Below are 19116 nucleotides of genomic sequence, written 5' to 3'. Positions count from 1 at the left end.
TTGAGCTGTTTTCGGTGAACTACGCGTTGCTATCGCGGCTGCCGATGTCGTAGGCGAACAGGTCCACCTTCGCGGTCGCGCGGGCGTAGGCGATATGCGATCCGGGCCAGACGGCCACCACCTTGCCCTCCTCGGTGTGGTACCAGCCGGGACATCCGCTGGTGAAGACGGTCTCGGAAAGGCGTTGCTGGAGACGCTGATTGAAGCCGTCCTGAACCTCGGCCCGCACATCGAGCCAGGCGTCGAGACCGGCGCTGAGTTCGATCGCCTTGCGGGCGTAGCGGGCCTGCTTTTCCAGGAGGAAGATGATCGTGTTGGTCAGTGAGCCGGTATTCGGACCGTAGATCATGAACATGTTCGGGAACCCGTTCACCGAAATGCCCAGGTACGCTTCGGGTCCGGCCTTCCATTCGTCGTGCAGCCGCCGGCCGCCGCGGCCGGTGATCTCGATGGGGGCGAGGTATTCGGTGGCGGTGAATCCGGTGCACCAGACGATGACGTCGGCATCGATCTCGTCACCGTTGGTCAGGACCAGTCCGGTGGGGGTGACGCTGGTGACGCCCTCGGTGTGGAGTGCGACGTGTGGTCGGTCCAGCGCCGGGTACCAGTCGTTGGACAGCAGGAGTCGGTTGCAGCCGGCCTTGTAGTCCGGTGTCACCTTCCGGCGCAGTGTGGGGTCGGAGATTTCCCGGCGGATCTTGTATCGCAGCCATGCGTGTAGTCCGGCGCGCAGGGGATCGAACCGGTTGTAGATGATCGGGACCCGCGACTCGTACCACAACCACTCCATATTGTGTTGGGCCCGAGCCAATCCGGGGACCGTACGCAGCAGTCGTCGCACTCGCGGGTTGGTTCGATGATTCCATTTGTTGCCGATCCAGTTGGGTGAGCGCTGGATGACGTGGAGTTGGGAGACCCGATCGGCGATGGCGGGTACCAATTGGACCGCGCTGGCGCCGCTGCCGACGACGGCGACCCGCTTGCCGGTGAGGTCGACGGAATCGTCCCACTCCGCGGAGTGGAATTGCCTGCCCGAGAACGTCTGCAGGCCGTCGAGCTGTGGCACCTTCGGGCGCGACAATTGGCCGGTCGCGAAGATCACCGCGTCGAACCAGTGCTGGTCGCCGCCGGCGAGGGTCAGCTGCCAGCGGCCGCTGTCCTCGTCGAAAGTGGCGGCCACGACTTCGGTATTGGTCCTGATCTTGGGCAGCACACCGTATTTCGCCGCGCACCGCTCGAGGTAGGCCTTGATTTCGGCTTGGGTGCCGAAGCGCTGTGACCACTCGGTTTCGAGTTCGAAGGAATACGAATAGGTCGGGGAGGGCACGTCACACGCAGCGCCGGGATAGTGATTGGCCCGCCATACGCCGCCGACTCCGTCGCCCTTCTCGAATACCGAATAACTGGTGATGCCATGGCGTTCCAGCTCGATCGCGGCGCCGAGGCCACCGAAGCCGCAGCCGATGATCGCGACCGATGGCGCGGTGGTGAAGGGGGGTGTCGATCTGTTCATGCGAAGTCCAGTTCCTCGAGTGCGCGACGCAGCACCTTGCCGGTGGCGTTGCGGGGTAGTTCGTCGACGAAGACGACGTCCCGTGGCACCTTGTACCGGGCCAGATTCGCCTTCACGTGGGCCTTGACCGCCTCCGCGTCGAGCGCCGCGCCGGGAGCGCGAACGATGACGGCCCGCAGTCGTTGTCCGAAGTCCGCGTCGTCCACGCCGATAACGGCGACGTCGGCGACCTCGGGGAGATCGGCGAGCAGATGCTCGACTTCGAGCGGATGGACGTTCTCTCCACCGGAGACGACCATGTCGTCCTGGCGGCCGTCGATGTGGAGTAGTCCGTGTTCGTCGAGATGGCCGAGGTCGCCGGTGGTGATGTAGCCGTCGACGATCTCTTTGGTGCGTCCGTCGGTGTAGCCCTCGAACGGCGCACCGCTGCGGACGAAGACACGGCCTGTAATGCCGGGGGTGTGGATACGGCGCCCGTCGGCGTCGAGAACGACGACATCGGTGGTGACCGGTGCGCGGCCGACGGTGCCGGGCGCCCGGCGCAGCTCAGCGGGTCGAGCGACCGTGGCGATCGCGACCTCGGTCGATCCGTAGAGGTTGTAGAGAACGTCGCCGAAGGTGTCCATGGCGCGGGTGGCCAGATCGGGCGCCAGGGCGGAGCCGGCGACGACGATCGTGCGCAGCGACCGCAGGTCGTAGCGTGAGATAACCCCGGATCCGAGGGCCAGGATGCGGTTGAGCATCGTCGGGACCAGAACGAGCATCTGCGCGCGATGGTCGGCGACGGCGCGCAGTGTGGCTTCGGCGTCGAATCGGCGTAGCAGAACGGTCGTGTTGCCGATCGCGGTGTTGACCGTCCACATGCCGAATCCGGTGCTGTGGAACAACGGCGACGCGATGACCGCTGTGCCGTTGCGGGGGAACGGAATCCGATCGACGAAGGTCGCGCTGAGCAGGGGAGAGACGCGGGTTCGCGGTGCACCCTTGGGCAGGCCGGTCGTGCCGCTGGTGAGGATCACGAATCCACCGGGCCGCGGTGGCGGGGCGGGCCGGGAACGGTTGCCGCGGGCGATCAGACGGTCGATGGTTTCGGCGTCGCCGGGTACGCCGTGGCCGTCGTCGCTCCAGGTCAGCACGCGCGGCAGATCCGGCGGGAGGGCGTCGAGCAGATCGGTGAATTCGCCGTCGTGCAGGACAGCGCGGACCTTCTCGCGGCGCGCTACCTCCGCGAATTGTGGTTTGGCGAAGCCGGTGTTCATCATGGCCAGGCGCAGTCCGGCTCGTCCGGCGGCGCTGATGGCCAGCACCAGCCCGCGGTGGTCGCGGGCCAGGACGGCGATGACGGCACCCGGTTCGAGTCCCATGGCGGTCAAGGCGGACGCCAAGGCGTTGGACCGCTCGTCGAGCTCTCGATAGGTCAGCGCGCCGCGCTCGTCGATCAGTGCTACCGAATCCGGTTGTTCCGCTGCGGCTTTCATGATCAGGGCCGCTTGGGGGCCGTAGGTTCGGTTGTGTGCGGCCACCCGGCGCAGGCGATCGGGGCGGGTGAGATCGACGACACCCGCTCGGTGCAGCACGGCGACCGCCGCGACCTTCTCGGTGACGGCCCGAATGTGATGCGGCACCGTCTCGATGCTTCCGGTCACCACCGCCACCTCCGTCGCCCGGTCGCGGCGAGCGCGCGCATGATCCGGCCGAGCAGCGCCGTGCTGACGCGCGTGTAGGGGAACCACAGCAGATATCGCTGATAGGGGATGGCGACGCGGGCAGCGGTGATGGTCTGGGGGCGACAGTATTTGAGCAGTGCCGTGGCGCCGCCGAAGCGACCGCCGAGCCCGGACTCCTTCCATCCGTCCATCGGGGCGGCGAAGAAGAAGACGTTGGCATGGGAGTCGTTGATGTTGACCGCGCCCGCGTCCAAGCGCGCCGCGATCCGCCGGCCGCGGCGCTTGTCGCGCGTCCACACACTCGCCGACAATCCGAATCTCGACGAGTTGGCCAGCGTGACGGCTTGATCTTCGTCGGCGACCGGCATGACCGGGATGACCGGGCCGAAGGTCTCCTCCTGGACGCACGTCATCGTATGGTCGACGCCGGTGAGCACGGTCGGCTGCACCCAGCGGGCGGACCGGTCGGTGCCGCCGCCGGTGGTGATCTGTGCGCCGGAGGCGACGGCATCCTTCAGTTGCGCGCTGACGACATCGAACTGTTCGGTCGTCACCAGCGGGGCGACATCGACACCGCGTTCGAGCGAATCGACGTGTGCTGTCAGCTTTTTCACGAATTCCGAGTAGACGGCCGCTTCGACGTACACCCGCTCGACCGAGGTGCACATCTGGCCGGCGTTGGCCAATGCGCCCCAGGCGATGCCGCGGGCGGCGAGGTCGAGGTCGGCGTCGGACAGCACGATCGCCGGGTCCTTGCCGCCCAGTTCCAGACCGCAGGGGATCAGCCGTTCAGCGCATCGTCGCGCGATCTCCGTGCCGACTTCCGTCGAGCCGGTGAACTGCACGTAGTCGGCCGCATCCACCAGTGCCGCGCCCGTTGCCCCCGGCCCGTGCAGCACCGTGAATACCGGTGGCGCCCCGATGGCCGCCCAGCCCTCGATGGCCGCGATCACGCTGTGGGGGGTCGCCGACGCCGGTTTCACGATGACGGCCGCGCCGGCCAGCAGCGCCGGGATCGCATCGCACAGTGACAGTCCCAGCGGGAAGTTCCACGGAGTGATCACCGCGACGACGGGGTACGGCCGGTGTGTAACGGTCGCTCGCTTCAGCGCATTCAGCAGATTGGGCGGTGCTGGATGTTCGGGCCGCAGCCAACGCTTCGCGTGCCGGGCGGAGTATTTGATCATGTCCACCGGAACGGTGAACTCGATGCGAGCCTCGACGAGCGGCTTTCCGGTGTCCGCGGCCAGCGCCCCGACAATGCGTTCCTGGTTGTCCAGCAGCCATTCCGCATACCGGCGCAACCACCGGACACGAGTCTCGACGCCCGCGTGCTCCCAACTGGGCTGCGCCGCACGCATATTCGCGACCAGCTCGGATACGCGGTCGGGCCGGTCGGGCAAGCCCGCGCCGACCTCGGTTTCCGTGTGCTGTCTCGTCATCGAGCCTCCGTTGGATTTCGGTGTCGCCCTCCTCGCGTCGCTGCGAGGAGCTGGTGCCGCGGCGTCGACCTGCGGCTCCGGAACTTCACATTAGGAATCGCCGCCCGCGGTCTCCATGAGAACCAGGGTCAATACTTGAGGATTTCGGCCAACGGGTTCACGATGTAGCCGTGACGGAGGCATTGCTGTTGCCGCGCTCGATCGCGAGTGCGGCCATTCTGGCCGAGGTGGCCACGGAACACGGCATGGAGTTGGCCGAGATCCTGCGCGGCACGGGCATCGACCCGACTGTCCTCGATGACATCGAAGCGGAGATCCAGCCGCGCCAAGAGTTGCAGATGGTCGCCAACATCGTCGCCGTACTCGGCGACGTACCCGGGCTCGGACTGCTGACCGGACAGCGCTATCACCTTGCGACCCACGGTATCTGGGCATTCGCGGTGATCAGTTCGCCCACTGTGCGCGCGGCGCTGGCAACGGCCATCGACTATATGGATATCGGCAGTTCCTTCTTCGGCTGGCGATTCGTCGAACACGACGCCGGCGCCGATATCGTGATCGACACGTCCACAGTCCCGGACAACGTTCGGACCTTCCTGATCGAGCGCGACGTGGCGTGTGTCGTGACCGCCGACCGTGATGCGTTCGGACAGCTACGGCCGCTCGATCGCATCGAGCTGTCGTATCCGGAACCGTCCTATAGCCACATGCATCGTGAGATCCTCGGCTGTGAGCCGCTGTTCGGCACTCCCGTCACCAGGTTGACCGTGAGCGCGGAAATGCTGAACCTCGCTATGCCGCAAGCCAATCCGCACACCGCGGCGCTGGCCGAGCGGCAATGCGCGGAGTTGTTGCAGCGCCGGCGTGCGCGCAGCGGATTCGCCGCGCAGGTGCGGGCGGCCCTTCTCGCCCACGGTGCGGGTGTCTCGCAGCAGCAGGTCGCCGGCGCCTTGCGGATGAGCGTGCGCACGCTACGCCGTCGCCTGGACGAGGAAGGGACCAGCTTTCGAGAGCTGGCCGACGAAACCCGCCACATGCTCGCCGAGGAACTGCTGACCATCGGCGCCACAGTCGAGGATGTCGCCGGGCGACTCGGCTACGCGGACGCATCCAGCTTCTCGCACGCGTTCATTCGCTGGTCGGGCACCACCCCTGGACGCTTCGCCCGGGATGCCCGCGGCGGAAGACGCTGAGGCGAACCGGCTACTCGGCCCGCCCCAGCAGGTGGGTGAGGGTCGCGATCGCGAATTCCACCGATACCTCCACCAGTTCCTGTCGACTCATCGTCGTCTCGCCACCGAGCCAGTCGATGACGAGCTGCAGGATTCCGAACATGATGAGCGTGCTCGCCACGTGTAGGTCCGGGCGGCGGTCCTCGAATCCGGGAACGTCGAGCAGCTGAGTGGCGAGTTCGGCGGCCATCCGCTTGGTCACCGTCGCCCGGAAACGCAGGAGCAGGTCGTCGTGCCCGGTCGCCTTGCCGAGTGCCGCACGCCGTGGGTCGGTTTCGAGCGCGTCCAGCAGTGCGTCCATGGCCGCGTGGCCGCGCTCGTTCGCGCCGCCCGGAGTGGACAGCGCTCGCTCGAGAATGAAGCTGATGACCGCGTCGGCCTCGGCGTCGAGGATCGCCTGCACCAAAGCATCGCGGTTGTCGAAGTTCTCGTAGAAGTAGCGCGGGCTCAAGCCGGCCTCACGGCATACGCCGGTCACGGTCACGGCCTCCGGGCCGCCGGCGGCCAGCAGGTTGTACGCGGAGTCGATGAGTCGCTTGCGGCGATCGGATCGACGATCCTCCTCTGCCACACCGCCATACACACGCGCAGTCATGGTGTCCATGGTGTCACGTCACGAGAGGTCTTGAAATCTGATAAGGCCATATCTAGAATTCGCCTATCCAGATTTAACGAAGGAGTGGTATGGCCTACGTCATCACCGAGCGCTGCGCCTCGACGAAGGATGCGTCGTGTACCCGGGTGTGCCCGGTCGAGTGCATTCATCCGACGCCGGACGAGCCGGGATATGCCACTGCCGAGCAGTTGTACATCGATCCGGACGAGTGCATCGACTGCGATGCCTGTATGGAGGCATGTCCGGTCGACGCGATCTACCCCGAGCGGAGGCTCCCGGCCGAGTTCGCCGACGCCGCCCAGCGCAACGCCAAGTACTACGCATGAACTCGCCGACGACACGTGTCGCGATCGTCGGGAGTGGGCCGTCCGGCTTCTATGCCGCGGGCGCCCTGCTGGCGGTGGACGGCCTGGCGGTGGACATGTTCGACCGCTTGCCGACGCCGTTCGGGCTGGTCCGCGCCGGGGTTGCTCCCGACCACCCCAAGATCAAGTCGGTCACCCGCATCTTCGAACGCAGCGCCGCGCACGAGCGGTTCCGTTTCATCGGAAATGTGCGGGTGGGTTTCGATCTGGCCACCGAGGAGCTGCGCCGCTGCTACGACGCGGTGATCTATGCCTACGGCGCCGGGCGCGGCAAGCTGGCCGGCGTGCCCGGGCAGGAGCTCCCCGGCAATTTCGCCGCGGCCGACATCGTGGGTTGGTACAACGGGCATCCCGATCGCGCCGATCTCATGCCCTGCTTGGATACCGAACGCGCAGTCGTCATCGGAAACGGCAATGTGGCGCTGGATGTCGCACGGATGCTCGCGCTGCCGTCGGAAACCTTGGCGGCTACCGATATCGCCGACCATGCCCTGAACGCGTTGCGTCGCAGCCGTCTTCGCGAGGTCGTCGTGCTGGGACGGCGCGGTGCCGACGTCGCGGCGTTCACCCTGCCCGAAGTTCTCGAACTCGGCGAACTCCCCGGGGTCGATATCGTCGTCGATGGGGCGCAGCTGCCGCCCCGTGATGCCGATCTGCCGGAATCGGTGCAGGAAAAGCTCGAAGCGCTGCGCCGATTCAGTGCACGGCCGGGCCGCGATTCTCATCGCCGAGTAGTGCTTCGGTTCGACACAACCCCCGAGGCGATCGTGGGCGACCACCGCGTCACCGCGATCCGCACGCGTAACACCGGTCGCGAAAACCACTCGGCCCCAACGGAATGGCTGCCGGCGGGGCTGATCGTCCACGCGGTCGGATACACGGGATCGCCGTTGCCCGGATTGCCTTTCGACTCCGAGCGCGGGATCGTGCCGAACCTTCGAGGCCGGATCACCGAGAACGGCGTCCCGGTGCCGGGGCAGTACGTGACCGGATGGATCAAGCGTGGCCCGACCGGCATCATCGGGACCAATCGGGTGTGCGCGACGGAAACCGCCGACAGCGTGCTGGCCGATCTGCGCGACGGACTTCTTCCGGCGCGCCCTGCCGATGATCGCTGTGATGTCGTGGAAGTGCTCGGGCGCCGCGGCATCGACATCGTCACGTTCGACGGGTGGAAGGTCATCGACGACTGTGAACGCCGGCGCGGCGAAGCGGCCGGCCGACCGCGAGTGAAGCTCGTCGAACTCGCCCAACTCGTTGCCGTCGGAACGGATACGCACCACCTCCGCTAGGCGAGTCGCGGAAACGGGCACGTGGGCAGACTCTGCACAAAATCTGATAAGGCAATATCTAGAAAATGCCTTACATCTGATAATCACCTATCTAGAATGGATTGCTATGAGGTCAGTACCTGCGGCAGCGGCGCCGCGAGCGGCGCGCTTCGTCAACCACTCCGATCTCTCCGCGCGTCCACCGGGGCCGCGGGGTATCCCGCTGGCCGGTGTGGCCGCGACGATCGTGGCCGATCCCTATCGGTCGTTGCAGCGGATCGCCCAGACCTACGGCGACGTCGCCCGGGTGCCGATTCCGGGAATGAATCTGATCCTGGTCAGCCACCCGGATCACGTGCGCCACATCATGAACACCCGGCAAGACATCTACATCAAGCCGCCGCTGTTCGAGAACGTGCTCTTCCGCGAGGCTCCGCGATTCCACGGTATGGCGAACGGCGACGACTGGCGCAAGGTCCGGCGGATGCTGAACCCGAAGTTCACCGAGCGTGGACTCGCCCCTTTGAGCGAACTGATGATCGATCAGATCGTCGAGGTGGTTGAGTCATGGCAGCGGTTCGTCGGCGGTTCGGCGGTGAACATGCAGGAAGAGCTGACCATTCTCACGATGTCCGTCATGCTCCGCACGATGTTCACCCGGCCGGTGCCGCGTTCGACCGTCGAACCGCTGGCCGGCTACTTCGCGGATCTCACTGCGGGCATGGCGATTTCGATGTTCACCTCCACGCTGCCGCCGCAGGTTCCGCGACCGCGCGGCCGGCGGACCGCCGAGGCGTACTCCGCGATCATGAGCTACATCGACGAGATGGTCGCCGATCGTCGCCGCAATCCCATCCCCGACGGTGACCTCCTCAGCATGGTCCTCGATGCGAAATTCGACGACGGCACCACACCCACCGACGAACACGTGCGCCGCGAACTGATGGGTTTGATCATCGGCGGGTACGAGACCACGGCCGCGGTGATGTCCTGGGTGCTGGCACGGTTGCCGTTCGCCCCCGCGGCCCAGGCCAAGGCATATGCGGAGGTGGATGCCCTCGGTGGCAACCGCGTCTCGCACGCGGATATGAACAAGCTGGACTATCTGCGCGCATGCTTCGACGAAGCGCAACGGCTGCAAGGGTTTCCGATCAACGCACGCCAGGCGCTCGACGACGACGAGATCGGCGGTTACCGGATCCCCAAGGGCACGACCGTCGGCGTGTCCGGGTATACCCTGCACCACGATCCCCGGTTCTGGCGTGATCCGGATACGTTCGAGCCGGCCAGGTTCCTCGAAGACGACATCAATACCTACGCATTCCTGCCGTTCGGAATCGGCCCGCGCCGCTGCCTCGGCTACCGGATGGCGTACATGGTCGGTTTGTATACCTTGACCACGGCGTTCCAGCGGTATCACTTCGCCGTCACGCCGGGCTGGAAGCCGGTGCCGCGATTCTCCTTCTCGACCGTGGTGCGTGGTGGCGTGCCCCTCACCCTGCAGGCTCGGTGATCGCCATGACGACGACACCGGCCGCTGCCGGCTTCCTCGACCTGCCGGCTCCCCTGCACGGCAACACGACTGTTTTCTGGATCTTCACTGCCGCAACGATGGTCATGGTCGCCGCCTCGGTCGTGGTGGCGATCGTAGAGACCTGGCGAATGCGGTCGGCACTGCCGGTGGTGGTGTTCGTCAGCGCGACGCTGTGGGTCCCGAACGAACCGTTCATCGACACCCTGCTCGGGTTCCAATACGCGGCGAACTCGCCGGCCGTGCTGTTCACGATCGCGGGCCGCATCATCCCGATCAGTGCCCTCGGTATCGGCGCGATGTTCTTCCTGTTCTCGTGGGCCATTTATCGAATGGTCGAGTCGGGCGTGGCCATGCGGCGGATCATCGGCATCTGCCTGGTCGCCGGTGCGATCGACTGGGTGCTGGAGTGGATGGCCATCCACTGGAAGGTCTTCGAGTACTACGGCGACAATCCCTCTCGCATCCTCGGTTTGCCGTTCACGAGCATGGCTCAGAACTGTTTCATCTACAGCCTCATGGCCGCGTCGATCCTGTTCGCCGCCCCGCATCTCAAAGGCTGGAAAGCGCTGCTGTTCATCCCGGTGATCCCGGGCTGCTACTACGGTGGTGCGGCGCTGTGCACCTGGCCGGCCTACCTCGCGTTGCATGCGGGCTTGCCGACGGCGGTCTTCCTGCCACTGGCCGTTGTAGCCGCGGCGATGAACGTCTACATCCCGATCGCGGTGCTGAAAATGGCCGCGACCTACAACGCCGGAGTCGTTGAACCACACCGTGAATCGACCGGCCCCGCCATCACGGCGACCGCCCCGGCCACCGCATAGCCGGCGACCGAACAAGACCCGGAACTCTGTCGGAACCGAAGGGGCTTCGATGATGAAGAGGGAGCGATGGCTCTGACTGCCGAAACCACCGCCGTATCCGCTGCGGGTCCGGCCGCTCGATGGCTCGAGCGGATCCACCGATCCGCGACCGCGCGCTTCGTGGACGGCACCGCGACCTTGGGACGCGGGGTGATTCTGGGCGCGAAGGTGATCGCGTTCTCTTTCGGCGATGCCGTCCGGCTGCGGCTGCCGATCGCCGAATTCCTGCAGCAGGCATGGATGTTGCTGAAGGTCACCTATATCCCCGCGGTTCTGATGGCCATTCCTTTCGGGGCGATGGTTTCGGTTCAGGTGTCGGGAATCATGAATCAGGTCGGCGCAAGCTCGCTGATCGGTGCGGCCAGCGGGGTCGGTGTGATCCGGCAGGGCGCACCGATCACCGCGGGCCTGCTCCTCGGTGGCGCGGCGGCCTCGGCGATCGCCTCCGACCTGGGCGCCCGCACCATTCGCGAGGAGATCGATGCCATGCGAGTGATGGGTGTCGATCCGATCAGGAGACTTGTCATACCCCGCTTTCTGGGCTTGGTCGTGATCGCGCCCGTCCTGTGCGTGATCATCATCAGCGCCGGCGTGCTGGCGTCGTTCCTGCTGGCCGTGACGGTCAACGGCGTCACACCCGGTAGTTTCTGGAATTCGTTCGGCGCCTTCGCGCATGTCGTCGATATCTGGTTCGCGATCGGGAAAACCGTTGTCTTCGCCATGATGATCGCGGTCATCGCGTCACTGCGCGGCATGGAAGCCAAGGGCGGTCCGCGCGGTGTCGCCGACGCGGTGAATTCCTCGGTCGTGCTGGGCGTGGTCTCGATCGTCATCGCGAACCTCGCCATCACCCAATTCCAGACCATGTTCTTCCCGATGGAGGTCTCGTAGTGACATCGGGGCAGGGTGTGGCGCTGTCGCTACGAGGACGTGCGTTCGGGCTCGGCCGTCGCGGCGGGCGGTCGGTATCGCGAACACTCGAAACCACCGGGCAGTGGGTGGTTTTCGTCGCGCAGACCCTGTGGCTGCTACCGCTGACGGTGCGGCACTATCGCCGCCAGATCTTTGTGTCGATGAACAGCATGGCGTGGGGGCGCGGTTCCCTCGTCGTCGACGGTGGCGTCGTGAGTGTGCTGGTCATTCTGGGCGTCGCGGTGGGTGCCTCGGTCGCCATCGAGGCATACAGCACCTTGAACCTCATCGGCTTCGGGGCATTGTCCGGGATCGTCGGCGGTCTGGCGAACGTGCGCGAGATGGCGCCATTGGTGGCCGGCATCGGATACGCGACCCAGGTCGGCTGCCGGATGACCGCCGAGATCGGTTCGATGCGCATCGCCGAGGAGATCGACGCCGTCGAGGTGATGGGACTTCGCCCCATTCCGTTCGTCGTGGGCACCCGCCTGATCGGCGGTCTGATCTGTGTGGGACCCGGATTCCTGATGACGCTGGTACTCAGCTTCTTCGTGTCGAGCACGGTGATCAACAAGTTCCACAACGAGCCCGCCGGCACGTACAACCACTACTTCATTCAGTTCCTCTCGCCCACCGATATCGCGTATTCGCTGATCAAAGCGGTGGTTTTCTGCGCGGCCGTCACGATCATCCACTGCTACTACGGCTACTTCACCACCGGCGGTCCCGCCGGAGTCGGGCTGGCGTCGGGCCGCGCGGTCCGCGCCAGCCTGGTGGCGATCATCGCGCTCGATTTCCTGCTGACAGTCCTGATGTGGGGCCTGCAGCCGACCTTCGTCTTCAAGGGGTGACGCTTCCTTGCTCCGCGGTACCGAACAATCTCGAGCACGCATATTCGCCGCGATCGGGGCAGGGTTTCTGGCCACCGTTGTCGCCGCCGCCACCGCCGCCGTCGTCTTCCGCCCGGACGGGCATGCGGGCCGGATGGAATTGACCATCGAAACCCCCTATGTCGGCGAGGGGGTCATCGTCGGCACATCCCTGAATTTGCACGGCCTTTCGGTAGGCGAGGTCACCGCCGTGACGAGTGTTCCCGGCGGCGGCGTCAGGTTGCGCGCCGACCTCGAACCCGGCCGGATCTCCGGATTGACCGATGCCGTCGGAATCGATTTCCGGCCCGCCAACTACTTCGGAGTCACGGCGATCAATCTGGTCCCCGGCGAGGGCGGGATGCCGCTGCGCGACGGGCAGGTTCTGGATCGCGTGCCCGAAGGCAACTTCACGATGCAGGCGTTGCTGTCCAGGCTCGGAACCGTCTCCGGGGGAGTCCTCACCACCGATCTGGTCCGGGTCGTGGACAAGGCGACGCGGTATACCGACGGCCTCACGCCACTGATCGAGACGGGGCTGAGCGCCGCGGCGGCCGTTGCCGAGGTTCAGCGGGTGCGCACCAGCGTGCTCATGGCCAACGCCGCGTCCATCAGTGAGGCATTCCCTCCTTTCCTCGACGGTGCGGTCAAGGCCACGCAGGGGCTGGTGGGCACCGAGGTGTCCACGACATCGGAGCAGGAATATCGGCAGGGCGTGATTCCGTCGCTCGACCTCATCGCCAACAGTCTGTTCGGCGCGGTCGGTCACCTGCTGAGCGGTCACGAGGCCGAACTGCTCCCGGCGACTCGAATTCTGACCGTGCTGTCCGGTACGACGGCAGTCCTCGTCGATTCGGCCGGAATCGGCAGTCGCGCAGAAGAATTGCGCAACCGGCTCGGCAATCTGTTCGGAGTGGAAGGCCGCCCCGTGCAAGTCCATATCGTGCTGGACCGGCTGCCGGCGCTGGCAGCACCTCTGTCTCTGCTCGGCGCGACGCCGCAGGAAACGCGATGAAGGCGCCGGCTCGCGCGGCGCTGTGGCGCCTGGGGATCGCGGCGGTCCTGGGAACCGTCCTGCTGATCGCGATCAGCAACGCGGTCACCCGGCCGGTGGCCGGTCATACCCGCGGCTTCACCGCGGATTTCACCGATGTCGCCGGACTGCACGTCGGCGCCGATGTGCGGGTGCGCGGAGTGCAGGTGGGCAAGGTGACGGCGATCGATCTGCGTCGGCTCGACGATCGCAGTGTCGGCACGGTCGCCTTCACCATGACCGATCGCTACGGCGTGGATGCCGGCACACGGCTGGCCATCAAATTTCAGGCGCTGACCGGTCTGCGTTATCTGGATGTCGCTGCGGCGACGGAGAATTCGGGCGCCGGCACCCTGACTCACGTTCCCACCACGATGACCCAGCCGTCGTTCGACGTGACCACACTGTTCAACGGTTTGCAGCCGGTGTTCGCCACATTGACTCCCGACGAGGTCAACACGTTCACCGCCAACGCGGCAAACTTGCTGCAGGGTGACGGCGGCGGATTGGGCCCGATGCTCGACAGCATCGCGCAGCTCACCCGTTTCGTCAGCGATCGTCAGCAGGTGATCGCCACCGTGATGCAGAACCTGAAGACCGTGGCCGACACTCTCGGCGGCCAGTCTCCGCAGATCGTGCAGATACTCGACTGGCTCAACCGGCCACTGGACTCGGCCTTGAAAGTGCTCGACGAATTCCGCAAATCCGATGTCTACGGACCCACCTTCGCCAGTTCGGTGCTGCGCATCCTCGACAACCTCGGCATCTCCCGCGGCCTGAACCTCGACCAACTGCTCCAGCAGGCCTTCGGCAGCGCCACCGCGGCCGCACAAGCCCTGCGCAATCTGCCGGGTGTGCTCGACGGGCTGTCCACACCGCCACCACCGGGAGACGGTGCGGCCCTGACCTGTTCGCATGGGCAAGCGGCGTTACCGCTGCCGGTGCAGGTGCTGTTGAACGGACGAAAGGTGATGCTGTGCAACCCCGCCTGAACCTCGGCCGCGCCACCCCGACCTTCTGGGGCGTCGTCGCGATGGTGGTCGTGGCGATCGTCGCCGTCGCCACCTCGGTGTTGTACCTGTCCCCGCCGGGACGCAGCGCGGTCACCTTCTACACCACCGACGCCGCCTCCATCCGGGTCGGCGACCTCGTCCGCATCGCCGGAATCAGCGTGGGAAAGGTCGAAGCGATCGATATCGAGCCGGACCGGGTGCGGGTCCGAACCTCGGTCGACCACAGCGCGTTCGTCGGCGACCAATCACAGGTGGAGGTGCGAATGCTCACCGTGGTCGGAGGCTACTACGTGAATATCGTCTCGCTGGGCAAACGGCCGCTCGGACGATCGCCGATCCCGGTGGCGCGAGTCCGCATGCCCTACAGCCTCGTTCAGACTCTGACCGACGCCACGAAGATCACCGAGCACGTCGACACCGCACCCATCCGCTCGGGTATCGATCAGCTCCAGGCCGGACTGGCCGGCAGCAATCTCGATGCCCTGCGCGCCGTCGTCGACGCGGGCAACAGCCTGGTGTCCACCATCGAACAGCAACGCGGGCAGGTGTCGGCGATTACCGGCCTGTCGAGTGAATACATGCAGGCGCTCAGCCGATATCGCGGGCAGCTCACCGAATTGATCCGCAAGGCGGCGATCCTGGAACAGACGCTGGTCACCTACGGGGTCGGATTCGGTGGAGCACTCCAGGGATTGGGCGAGATCGGTCAGCGCATCAAACCGTTCGGCGAGTTCTATCTCGGCCATCGCGACGAAGTTCTGTCGACGATCACGCAGCTACAGGATGCGGCTGGCACGGTCTCCGATCGAGTCGGGCCGATGATCGACGACCTCGACCGCGTCCGTACGCAGATGCAGGCGCTGTTGCAGAGCGCCGATCCGGCCGCGCGGCCCCCGCTGTTGGCTACCGATCTCTGTATTCCCGTGCCGGGCAAGACATGTTGAGCCGCACCGTGTTCGAACAGGAGAGGCAGCGATGACGCGACGCCGGTACCTCGTCGCCGCTACCGCGGTGATCGTCGTGGCCACGGCTGCGACTCTCGGCATCACCGCGGTGCGGGCGAACACCTCGGCCGCAGGGACCACGAAGGGTTACTGCGCGCTGCTGCCCGATTCGATCGGACTGTATGTCGGAAATCCGGTGACGCAGATGGGATTCCCGATCGGCACCGTGGACAAGATCACTTCCAACGCGACGTCGGTGCGGGTCGAATTCTCGCTTCACGGCCGTGCGCTGCCCGAGGATGTGAAGGCGACGATCCGCTCGGCGTCGATCCTCGCCGACCGCAGCCTCGAGGTGGTGGGCAACTACACATCCGGCCCCGAACTCACACCGGGGCACTGCATTCCGCTGGCACGCACCGCGACTCCGAAGAGCATCTCCGCGGTCGTGGGATCCGCCACTACCTTCGTCAAAGGCATGACGCCCTCGGATTCGGCGAATGTGGCCGACGCGGTGGCCGGATTGGATCGGTTGACCCATGATCGGGGCGCCGATCTCGGTGCCCTGCTGTCGCGATCGTCGGCACTGGCACAGAATCCCGATCGGGTGGTTGCCGACATCGGCACGATCATCACCGATGTCGCGCAGCTCTCCTCGACCGTCGACGCGAATACGGGGCCACTCAAACAGATCATCACCGCGTTGCCCGTCACGACCCACAATGTCTCCGATGCACTGTGGGGCACAGCGGATCTCATCGATGCGCTGCCGGAGATCGTCTCGCTGGTCGACGATCTGGAGCGGCACCTCGGTACGCAAACTCAGCAAGTACTCGACGTTCTGCCCAGCGCCATCCACCTTGCGGCAACCCGCGCGGGAGACATCGCCGCGTTCCTCGAGCCGCTGCCCGCACTGATCGGGCTCGCCGCCGACGCCACCCGCGGCCGCGACGGTATCGCCGTCACCTACCGCCCACCGGTGACCAGCGTGCGAACTCCGGATCCGAATCACCTGTGTGCCGCGTTGAACGCGGCCCTGCCGGGCAGTTGCGCGCCGGCCGAAGGCCAGTCGACGACGACGAATGTGAGCTTGCTCCAATTGGTCCTGGCCGGAGGCGCCCGATGAACAGCCCCACGGCGGCACTGCGCCGCATGATCAGCACGGTCGTGGTGGCCGGTGCGGTCGGCCTTTTCGCGACATCGTGCGCGTCGGTCAGCCTGACCGCGTTACCGGTGCCCGGTGATTCCTACAGCGACGGCTACAACCTGACCTTCCGATTCGCGAGCGTGCTCAACCTGCCCGACCGCGCGAAGGTCGTCATGGACGGCACTCGTGTCGGCGTGGTCACGGGAGTGTCGGTGGCCGCGTCCGATGTCGAGGTCCGGGTCCGCGTTCGCAACGGTGTCGGCGTCCCGTCGACCGTTCACGCAGTGCTGCAACAGGATACGGTTCTCGGCGACATCTATCTCGCATTGCAGCGCGCGGACTCACCGGCACCGCCGCTGCCCGCGGGCGCCACCGTGCCGCTCGCACAGACAACGGCGCCGCCGCAGCTGGAGGACACGCTGGCCGTCTTGGCCAACTTCTTCTCCGGAGGAAGTGTGCAGCGCATCCAGAACACCATCAACGGCCTCAATGCCGCGACTCCCAGCGGAGACGGCAAGGTCAAGCAGTTGGCAGCGCAGACGGCTGCCGATCTCGGCGACCTGTCTCGCAATATCGACCAGGTCGACCAGTGGCTGGGCGGGGTCGCGGGCACAGCCGATCTGCTCCGGCGGGACACGCCGATCCTCGGGCACTATGTCTCACCCGCCGGCATGCTCGGCTGGGACCGCACCACGTTCACCACCACGTACATCGCCACGGTCCTGCCGTCGATCGGAAGTATCTACGAGGGTGGATTCTGGCTGGTCCCGATGCTGCAGTCGCTCGGCGACGCCACCGGATCCGCGCGCAGCAGCGGAGTGAGCCTGCTGTCCGAAGGCCCGCAGTGGGAAAACCTTCTGGCTCAGCGGATTCTGCCGTTCGCGCGGAATCCGGCGATCGATGTCACGTCGATAACAGGGCCGGATGGTCGCGAACTGCTCGGCAACGTCGAAGCGGTACTGCGGATGCTGGGAGCTGTGAAATGAGAGTTCGTAATCTGGTTTCCCTCACCGCGTTGGTCGCGGTCGCCGGCTTGGCGTTGTCGTATCTCGCCGTCCTCGGCATCCGTCCGGGGCCGCCCGGGCAGCGAACCGTGCTGACAATGACAGTGGGCGATGCCAACGGGCTGGTCGCCGGGTCCAGTGTGCTGCTTCGGGGAATCCCTGTCGGCAAGGTCACCGCCCTGCGGCCTTCGGCCGCGGGGGCGGACATCACCTTCTACATCGACGGCGACACCACCGTTCCGGTCGACACCGATGTTCGACTCGACAATCTGTCGGCCCTGGGCGAAACCTACATCGGCCTGTTCCCCCGGTCCGCCGGCGGAGCGACCGTGCACTCCGGTCAGCACCTCGACACCGAGAAGGTGACGCAACCGCCGTCGGTCGCGGAGCTGTCGGCATCGGTTGTGCATCTGCTCAACCAGGTCGATCCCCGTCAGCTCGCGGACATCGTTTCCGAAGCGGATCGTGCGCTTCCCGAGACCCAAGCCGTCCTACCCAACCTGTCTCGTGCCAGTGCGTTGCTGGCGAGCGCGGTGAGCAGCAGGCCCGGGCAGGGCACGCAGATTCTGGCGAACTTCCAATCGCTGTTGCAGAACGCGGATTTCGTGGGTCCGGATATCGCCGCGGCCGGCCCGGACATCGCTCGCGTCGGCCCCGCGTATCAGGCGCTGCTGGTCGCGGCATTCCGACTGCTCCGCCAGACCGGAGCACCCGAGTCGATCCGCGACTTCGGTGTCTATCTGGCGCGGATCCAGAAATTCCTGGACCAAGCCGCGCCCGACATCAAGACGCTCTCCGAGACTCTGCTCCCGAACGTCACCAGGATTTCCGCAGCGGCTCGTGGCATCGACACCAGCCAACTGCTCGACGGCGCTCTGGCGGCCGTCCCCGCAAACGGTGCAGTCACCCTGCACGTCACTGTGCCCGCGCCGTGACCACGACCCGATTCCCGTGACAGACGGATTCCCGAGATCAGATAGAGAGACGAGTAACCGTGAAAGCCATCGCCGATCCGCCCACCGATACATCCGTCGACAATGACGACCGCCCGGTCGATCGGCCGAACATTCCGGCTGGTCGGCGGCGAACTCGCGCCACCGGCCCGAGTATCACGATCGGCCTGCGCTCTGCCCTGTCTGCCGTGGTCATCGTGGCTCTGGCGGTCGCTGTATGCGTACTGGCCTGGAACAACCACAGCACGCACGCTGCCATGGACGACATCAACGCCCGGGCCGCCGATGACCGGCGAGCCGAACAGACAGCACTCGACTACGCCGTCGGTGCGGCCAACCTCAACTACCAGGATCTGGCCGGCTGGCACAAACAACTCACCAAGGGAACGACTCCCGATCTGACGAACAAACTTTCCCAGGCCGCGACGACGATGGAACAGATCATCGTTCCGCTGCAATGGATTTCGACCGCGACACCGCTGACCGCCAAAGTGCGAAGCCGGGACAACGGCCACGACGTGGTGGACACCTTCGTCAGCGTCGTCACCAAGAGCGCCCAAGCCCCCGACGGCCTGCAGTCCACCGCCACTTACAGCGTGACCGTCGACCGGACCAACTGGCAGATCACCGACGTGGGCGGTATCGGAGCGGTGGTTGGCGCCAAATAGGTAGTAGCCGCAGCAACCGACCGCCGTGTGCGGCCGACCGAACGTGTAACGACGGGCCACCTGTTCACTGTGCATA

The 19116-nt window shown here is 65.8% G+C and carries 18 protein-coding genes; 14 read left to right on the top strand and 4 right to left on the bottom strand.

Translation table 11 applies throughout. The annotated features are described in order from the left end of the window. Positions 1-19: 19 nt before the first annotated feature. From NA3_RS04125 to NA3_RS38390, 3 genes are read right to left on the bottom strand one after another with little or no spacing between them, the layout of a single operon-like run. Entirely contained in the window at positions 20-1513 is a 1494-nt protein-coding gene (locus tag NA3_RS04125) for a flavin-containing monooxygenase (protein WP_062962238.1), read from the bottom strand. Continuing rightward, positions 1510-3162, bottom strand: coding sequence for an acyl-CoA synthetase (locus NA3_RS04120; protein ID WP_372464218.1), 1653 nt, complete (start codon positions 3160-3162; stop codon positions 1510-1512). Before NA3_RS04120 ends, NA3_RS04125 begins: the two co-directional genes overlap by 4 nt. Further along, the gene (locus NA3_RS38390) at positions 3156-4622 is read right to left on the bottom strand and encodes an aldehyde dehydrogenase family protein (RefSeq protein WP_062962237.1); all 1467 of its coding nucleotides are present in this window, start codon (positions 4620-4622) and stop codon (positions 3156-3158) included. The genes NA3_RS04120 and NA3_RS38390 overlap by 7 nt, the downstream gene beginning before the upstream one ends. A gap of 170 nt (positions 4623-4792) precedes the next feature. Here NA3_RS38390 and NA3_RS04110 point away from each other — a divergent pair, with 170 nt between their 5' ends. Beyond that, positions 4793-5815, top strand: a complete 1023-nt coding sequence (locus NA3_RS04110; RefSeq protein WP_062962236.1) for an AraC family transcriptional regulator — start codon at positions 4793-4795, stop codon at positions 5813-5815. Positions 5816-5825: 10 nt separating this feature from the next. Here NA3_RS04110 and NA3_RS04105 read toward each other — a convergent pair whose 3' ends face one another. Next, complete coding sequence (locus NA3_RS04105) at positions 5826-6449, bottom strand: TetR/AcrR family transcriptional regulator (protein ID WP_167354954.1); 624 nt, start codon at positions 6447-6449, stop codon at positions 5826-5828. 89 nt (positions 6450-6538) lie between these two features. Here NA3_RS04105 and NA3_RS39205 point away from each other — a divergent pair, with 89 nt between their 5' ends. The 13 genes from NA3_RS39205 to NA3_RS04040 all read left to right on the top strand — a co-directional run bounded on the left by NA3_RS39205 (position 6539) and on the right by NA3_RS04040 (position 19040). Further along, the gene (locus tag NA3_RS39205) at positions 6539-6796 is read left to right on the top strand and encodes a 4Fe-4S dicluster domain-containing protein (protein WP_062962234.1); all 258 of its coding nucleotides are present in this window, start codon (positions 6539-6541) and stop codon (positions 6794-6796) included. Continuing rightward, positions 6793-8127, top strand: coding sequence for an FAD-dependent oxidoreductase (locus tag NA3_RS04095; RefSeq protein ID WP_062962233.1), 1335 nt, complete (start codon positions 6793-6795; stop codon positions 8125-8127). The genes NA3_RS39205 and NA3_RS04095 overlap by 4 nt, the downstream gene beginning before the upstream one ends. Before the next feature lie 106 nt (positions 8128-8233). Further along, positions 8234-9619, top strand: a complete 1386-nt coding sequence (locus NA3_RS04090; RefSeq protein ID WP_084491115.1) for a cytochrome P450 — start codon at positions 8234-8236, stop codon at positions 9617-9619. 5 nt (positions 9620-9624) lie between these two features. Then, positions 9625-10461, top strand: coding sequence for a hypothetical protein (locus NA3_RS04085; RefSeq protein ID WP_062962231.1), 837 nt, complete (start codon positions 9625-9627; stop codon positions 10459-10461). A gap of 66 nt (positions 10462-10527) precedes the next feature. Beyond that, the gene (locus NA3_RS04080) at positions 10528-11391 is read left to right on the top strand and encodes an MlaE family ABC transporter permease (protein ID WP_084491112.1); all 864 of its coding nucleotides are present in this window, start codon (positions 10528-10530) and stop codon (positions 11389-11391) included. 23 nt (positions 11392-11414) lie between these two features. Beyond that, positions 11415-12263, top strand: coding sequence for an MlaE family ABC transporter permease (locus NA3_RS04075; protein WP_265337560.1), 849 nt, complete (start codon positions 11415-11417; stop codon positions 12261-12263). 7 nt (positions 12264-12270) lie between these two features. Further along, the gene (locus tag NA3_RS04070) at positions 12271-13296 is read left to right on the top strand and encodes an MlaD family protein (RefSeq protein ID WP_062962230.1); all 1026 of its coding nucleotides are present in this window, start codon (positions 12271-12273) and stop codon (positions 13294-13296) included. Beyond that, positions 13293-14306 carry an MlaD family protein gene (locus NA3_RS04065; RefSeq protein ID WP_062962229.1) on the top strand — a complete coding sequence of 338 codons (1014 nt, stop codon included), beginning with the start codon at positions 13293-13295 and terminating at the stop codon, positions 14304-14306. Before NA3_RS04070 ends, NA3_RS04065 begins: the two co-directional genes overlap by 4 nt. Positions 14307-14347: 41 nt before the next feature. Beyond that, positions 14348-15271 carry an MlaD family protein gene (locus NA3_RS04060; protein WP_174561049.1) on the top strand — a complete coding sequence of 308 codons (924 nt, stop codon included), beginning with the start codon at positions 14348-14350 and terminating at the stop codon, positions 15269-15271. Between the two features lie 31 nt (positions 15272-15302). Next, positions 15303-16394 (top strand): MlaD family protein, encoded by a 1092-nt coding sequence (locus NA3_RS04055; RefSeq protein ID WP_062962228.1) that lies wholly within the window; start codon positions 15303-15305, stop codon positions 16392-16394. Next, positions 16391-17401 (top strand): MlaD family protein, encoded by a 1011-nt coding sequence (locus NA3_RS04050; RefSeq protein WP_084491109.1) that lies wholly within the window; start codon positions 16391-16393, stop codon positions 17399-17401. Before NA3_RS04055 ends, NA3_RS04050 begins: the two co-directional genes overlap by 4 nt. Beyond that, a complete protein-coding gene (locus tag NA3_RS04045) occupies positions 17398-18354 on the top strand; it encodes an MlaD family protein (protein ID WP_062962227.1) in 957 nt (318 codons plus the stop codon). Before NA3_RS04050 ends, NA3_RS04045 begins: the two co-directional genes overlap by 4 nt. 206 nt (positions 18355-18560) lie before the next feature. Further along, a complete protein-coding gene (locus tag NA3_RS04040; RefSeq protein WP_227995052.1) occupies positions 18561-19040 on the top strand; it encodes a hypothetical protein in 480 nt (159 codons plus the stop codon). Positions 19041-19116: the final 76 nt, after the last annotated feature.

The sequence above is a fragment of the Nocardia africana NBRC 100379 genome, assembly GCF_001612635.1.
GTDB lineage: Bacteria > Actinomycetota > Actinomycetes > Mycobacteriales > Mycobacteriaceae > Nocardia > Nocardia africana.
This window is presented reverse-complemented; position numbering and strand designations above follow the sequence as displayed.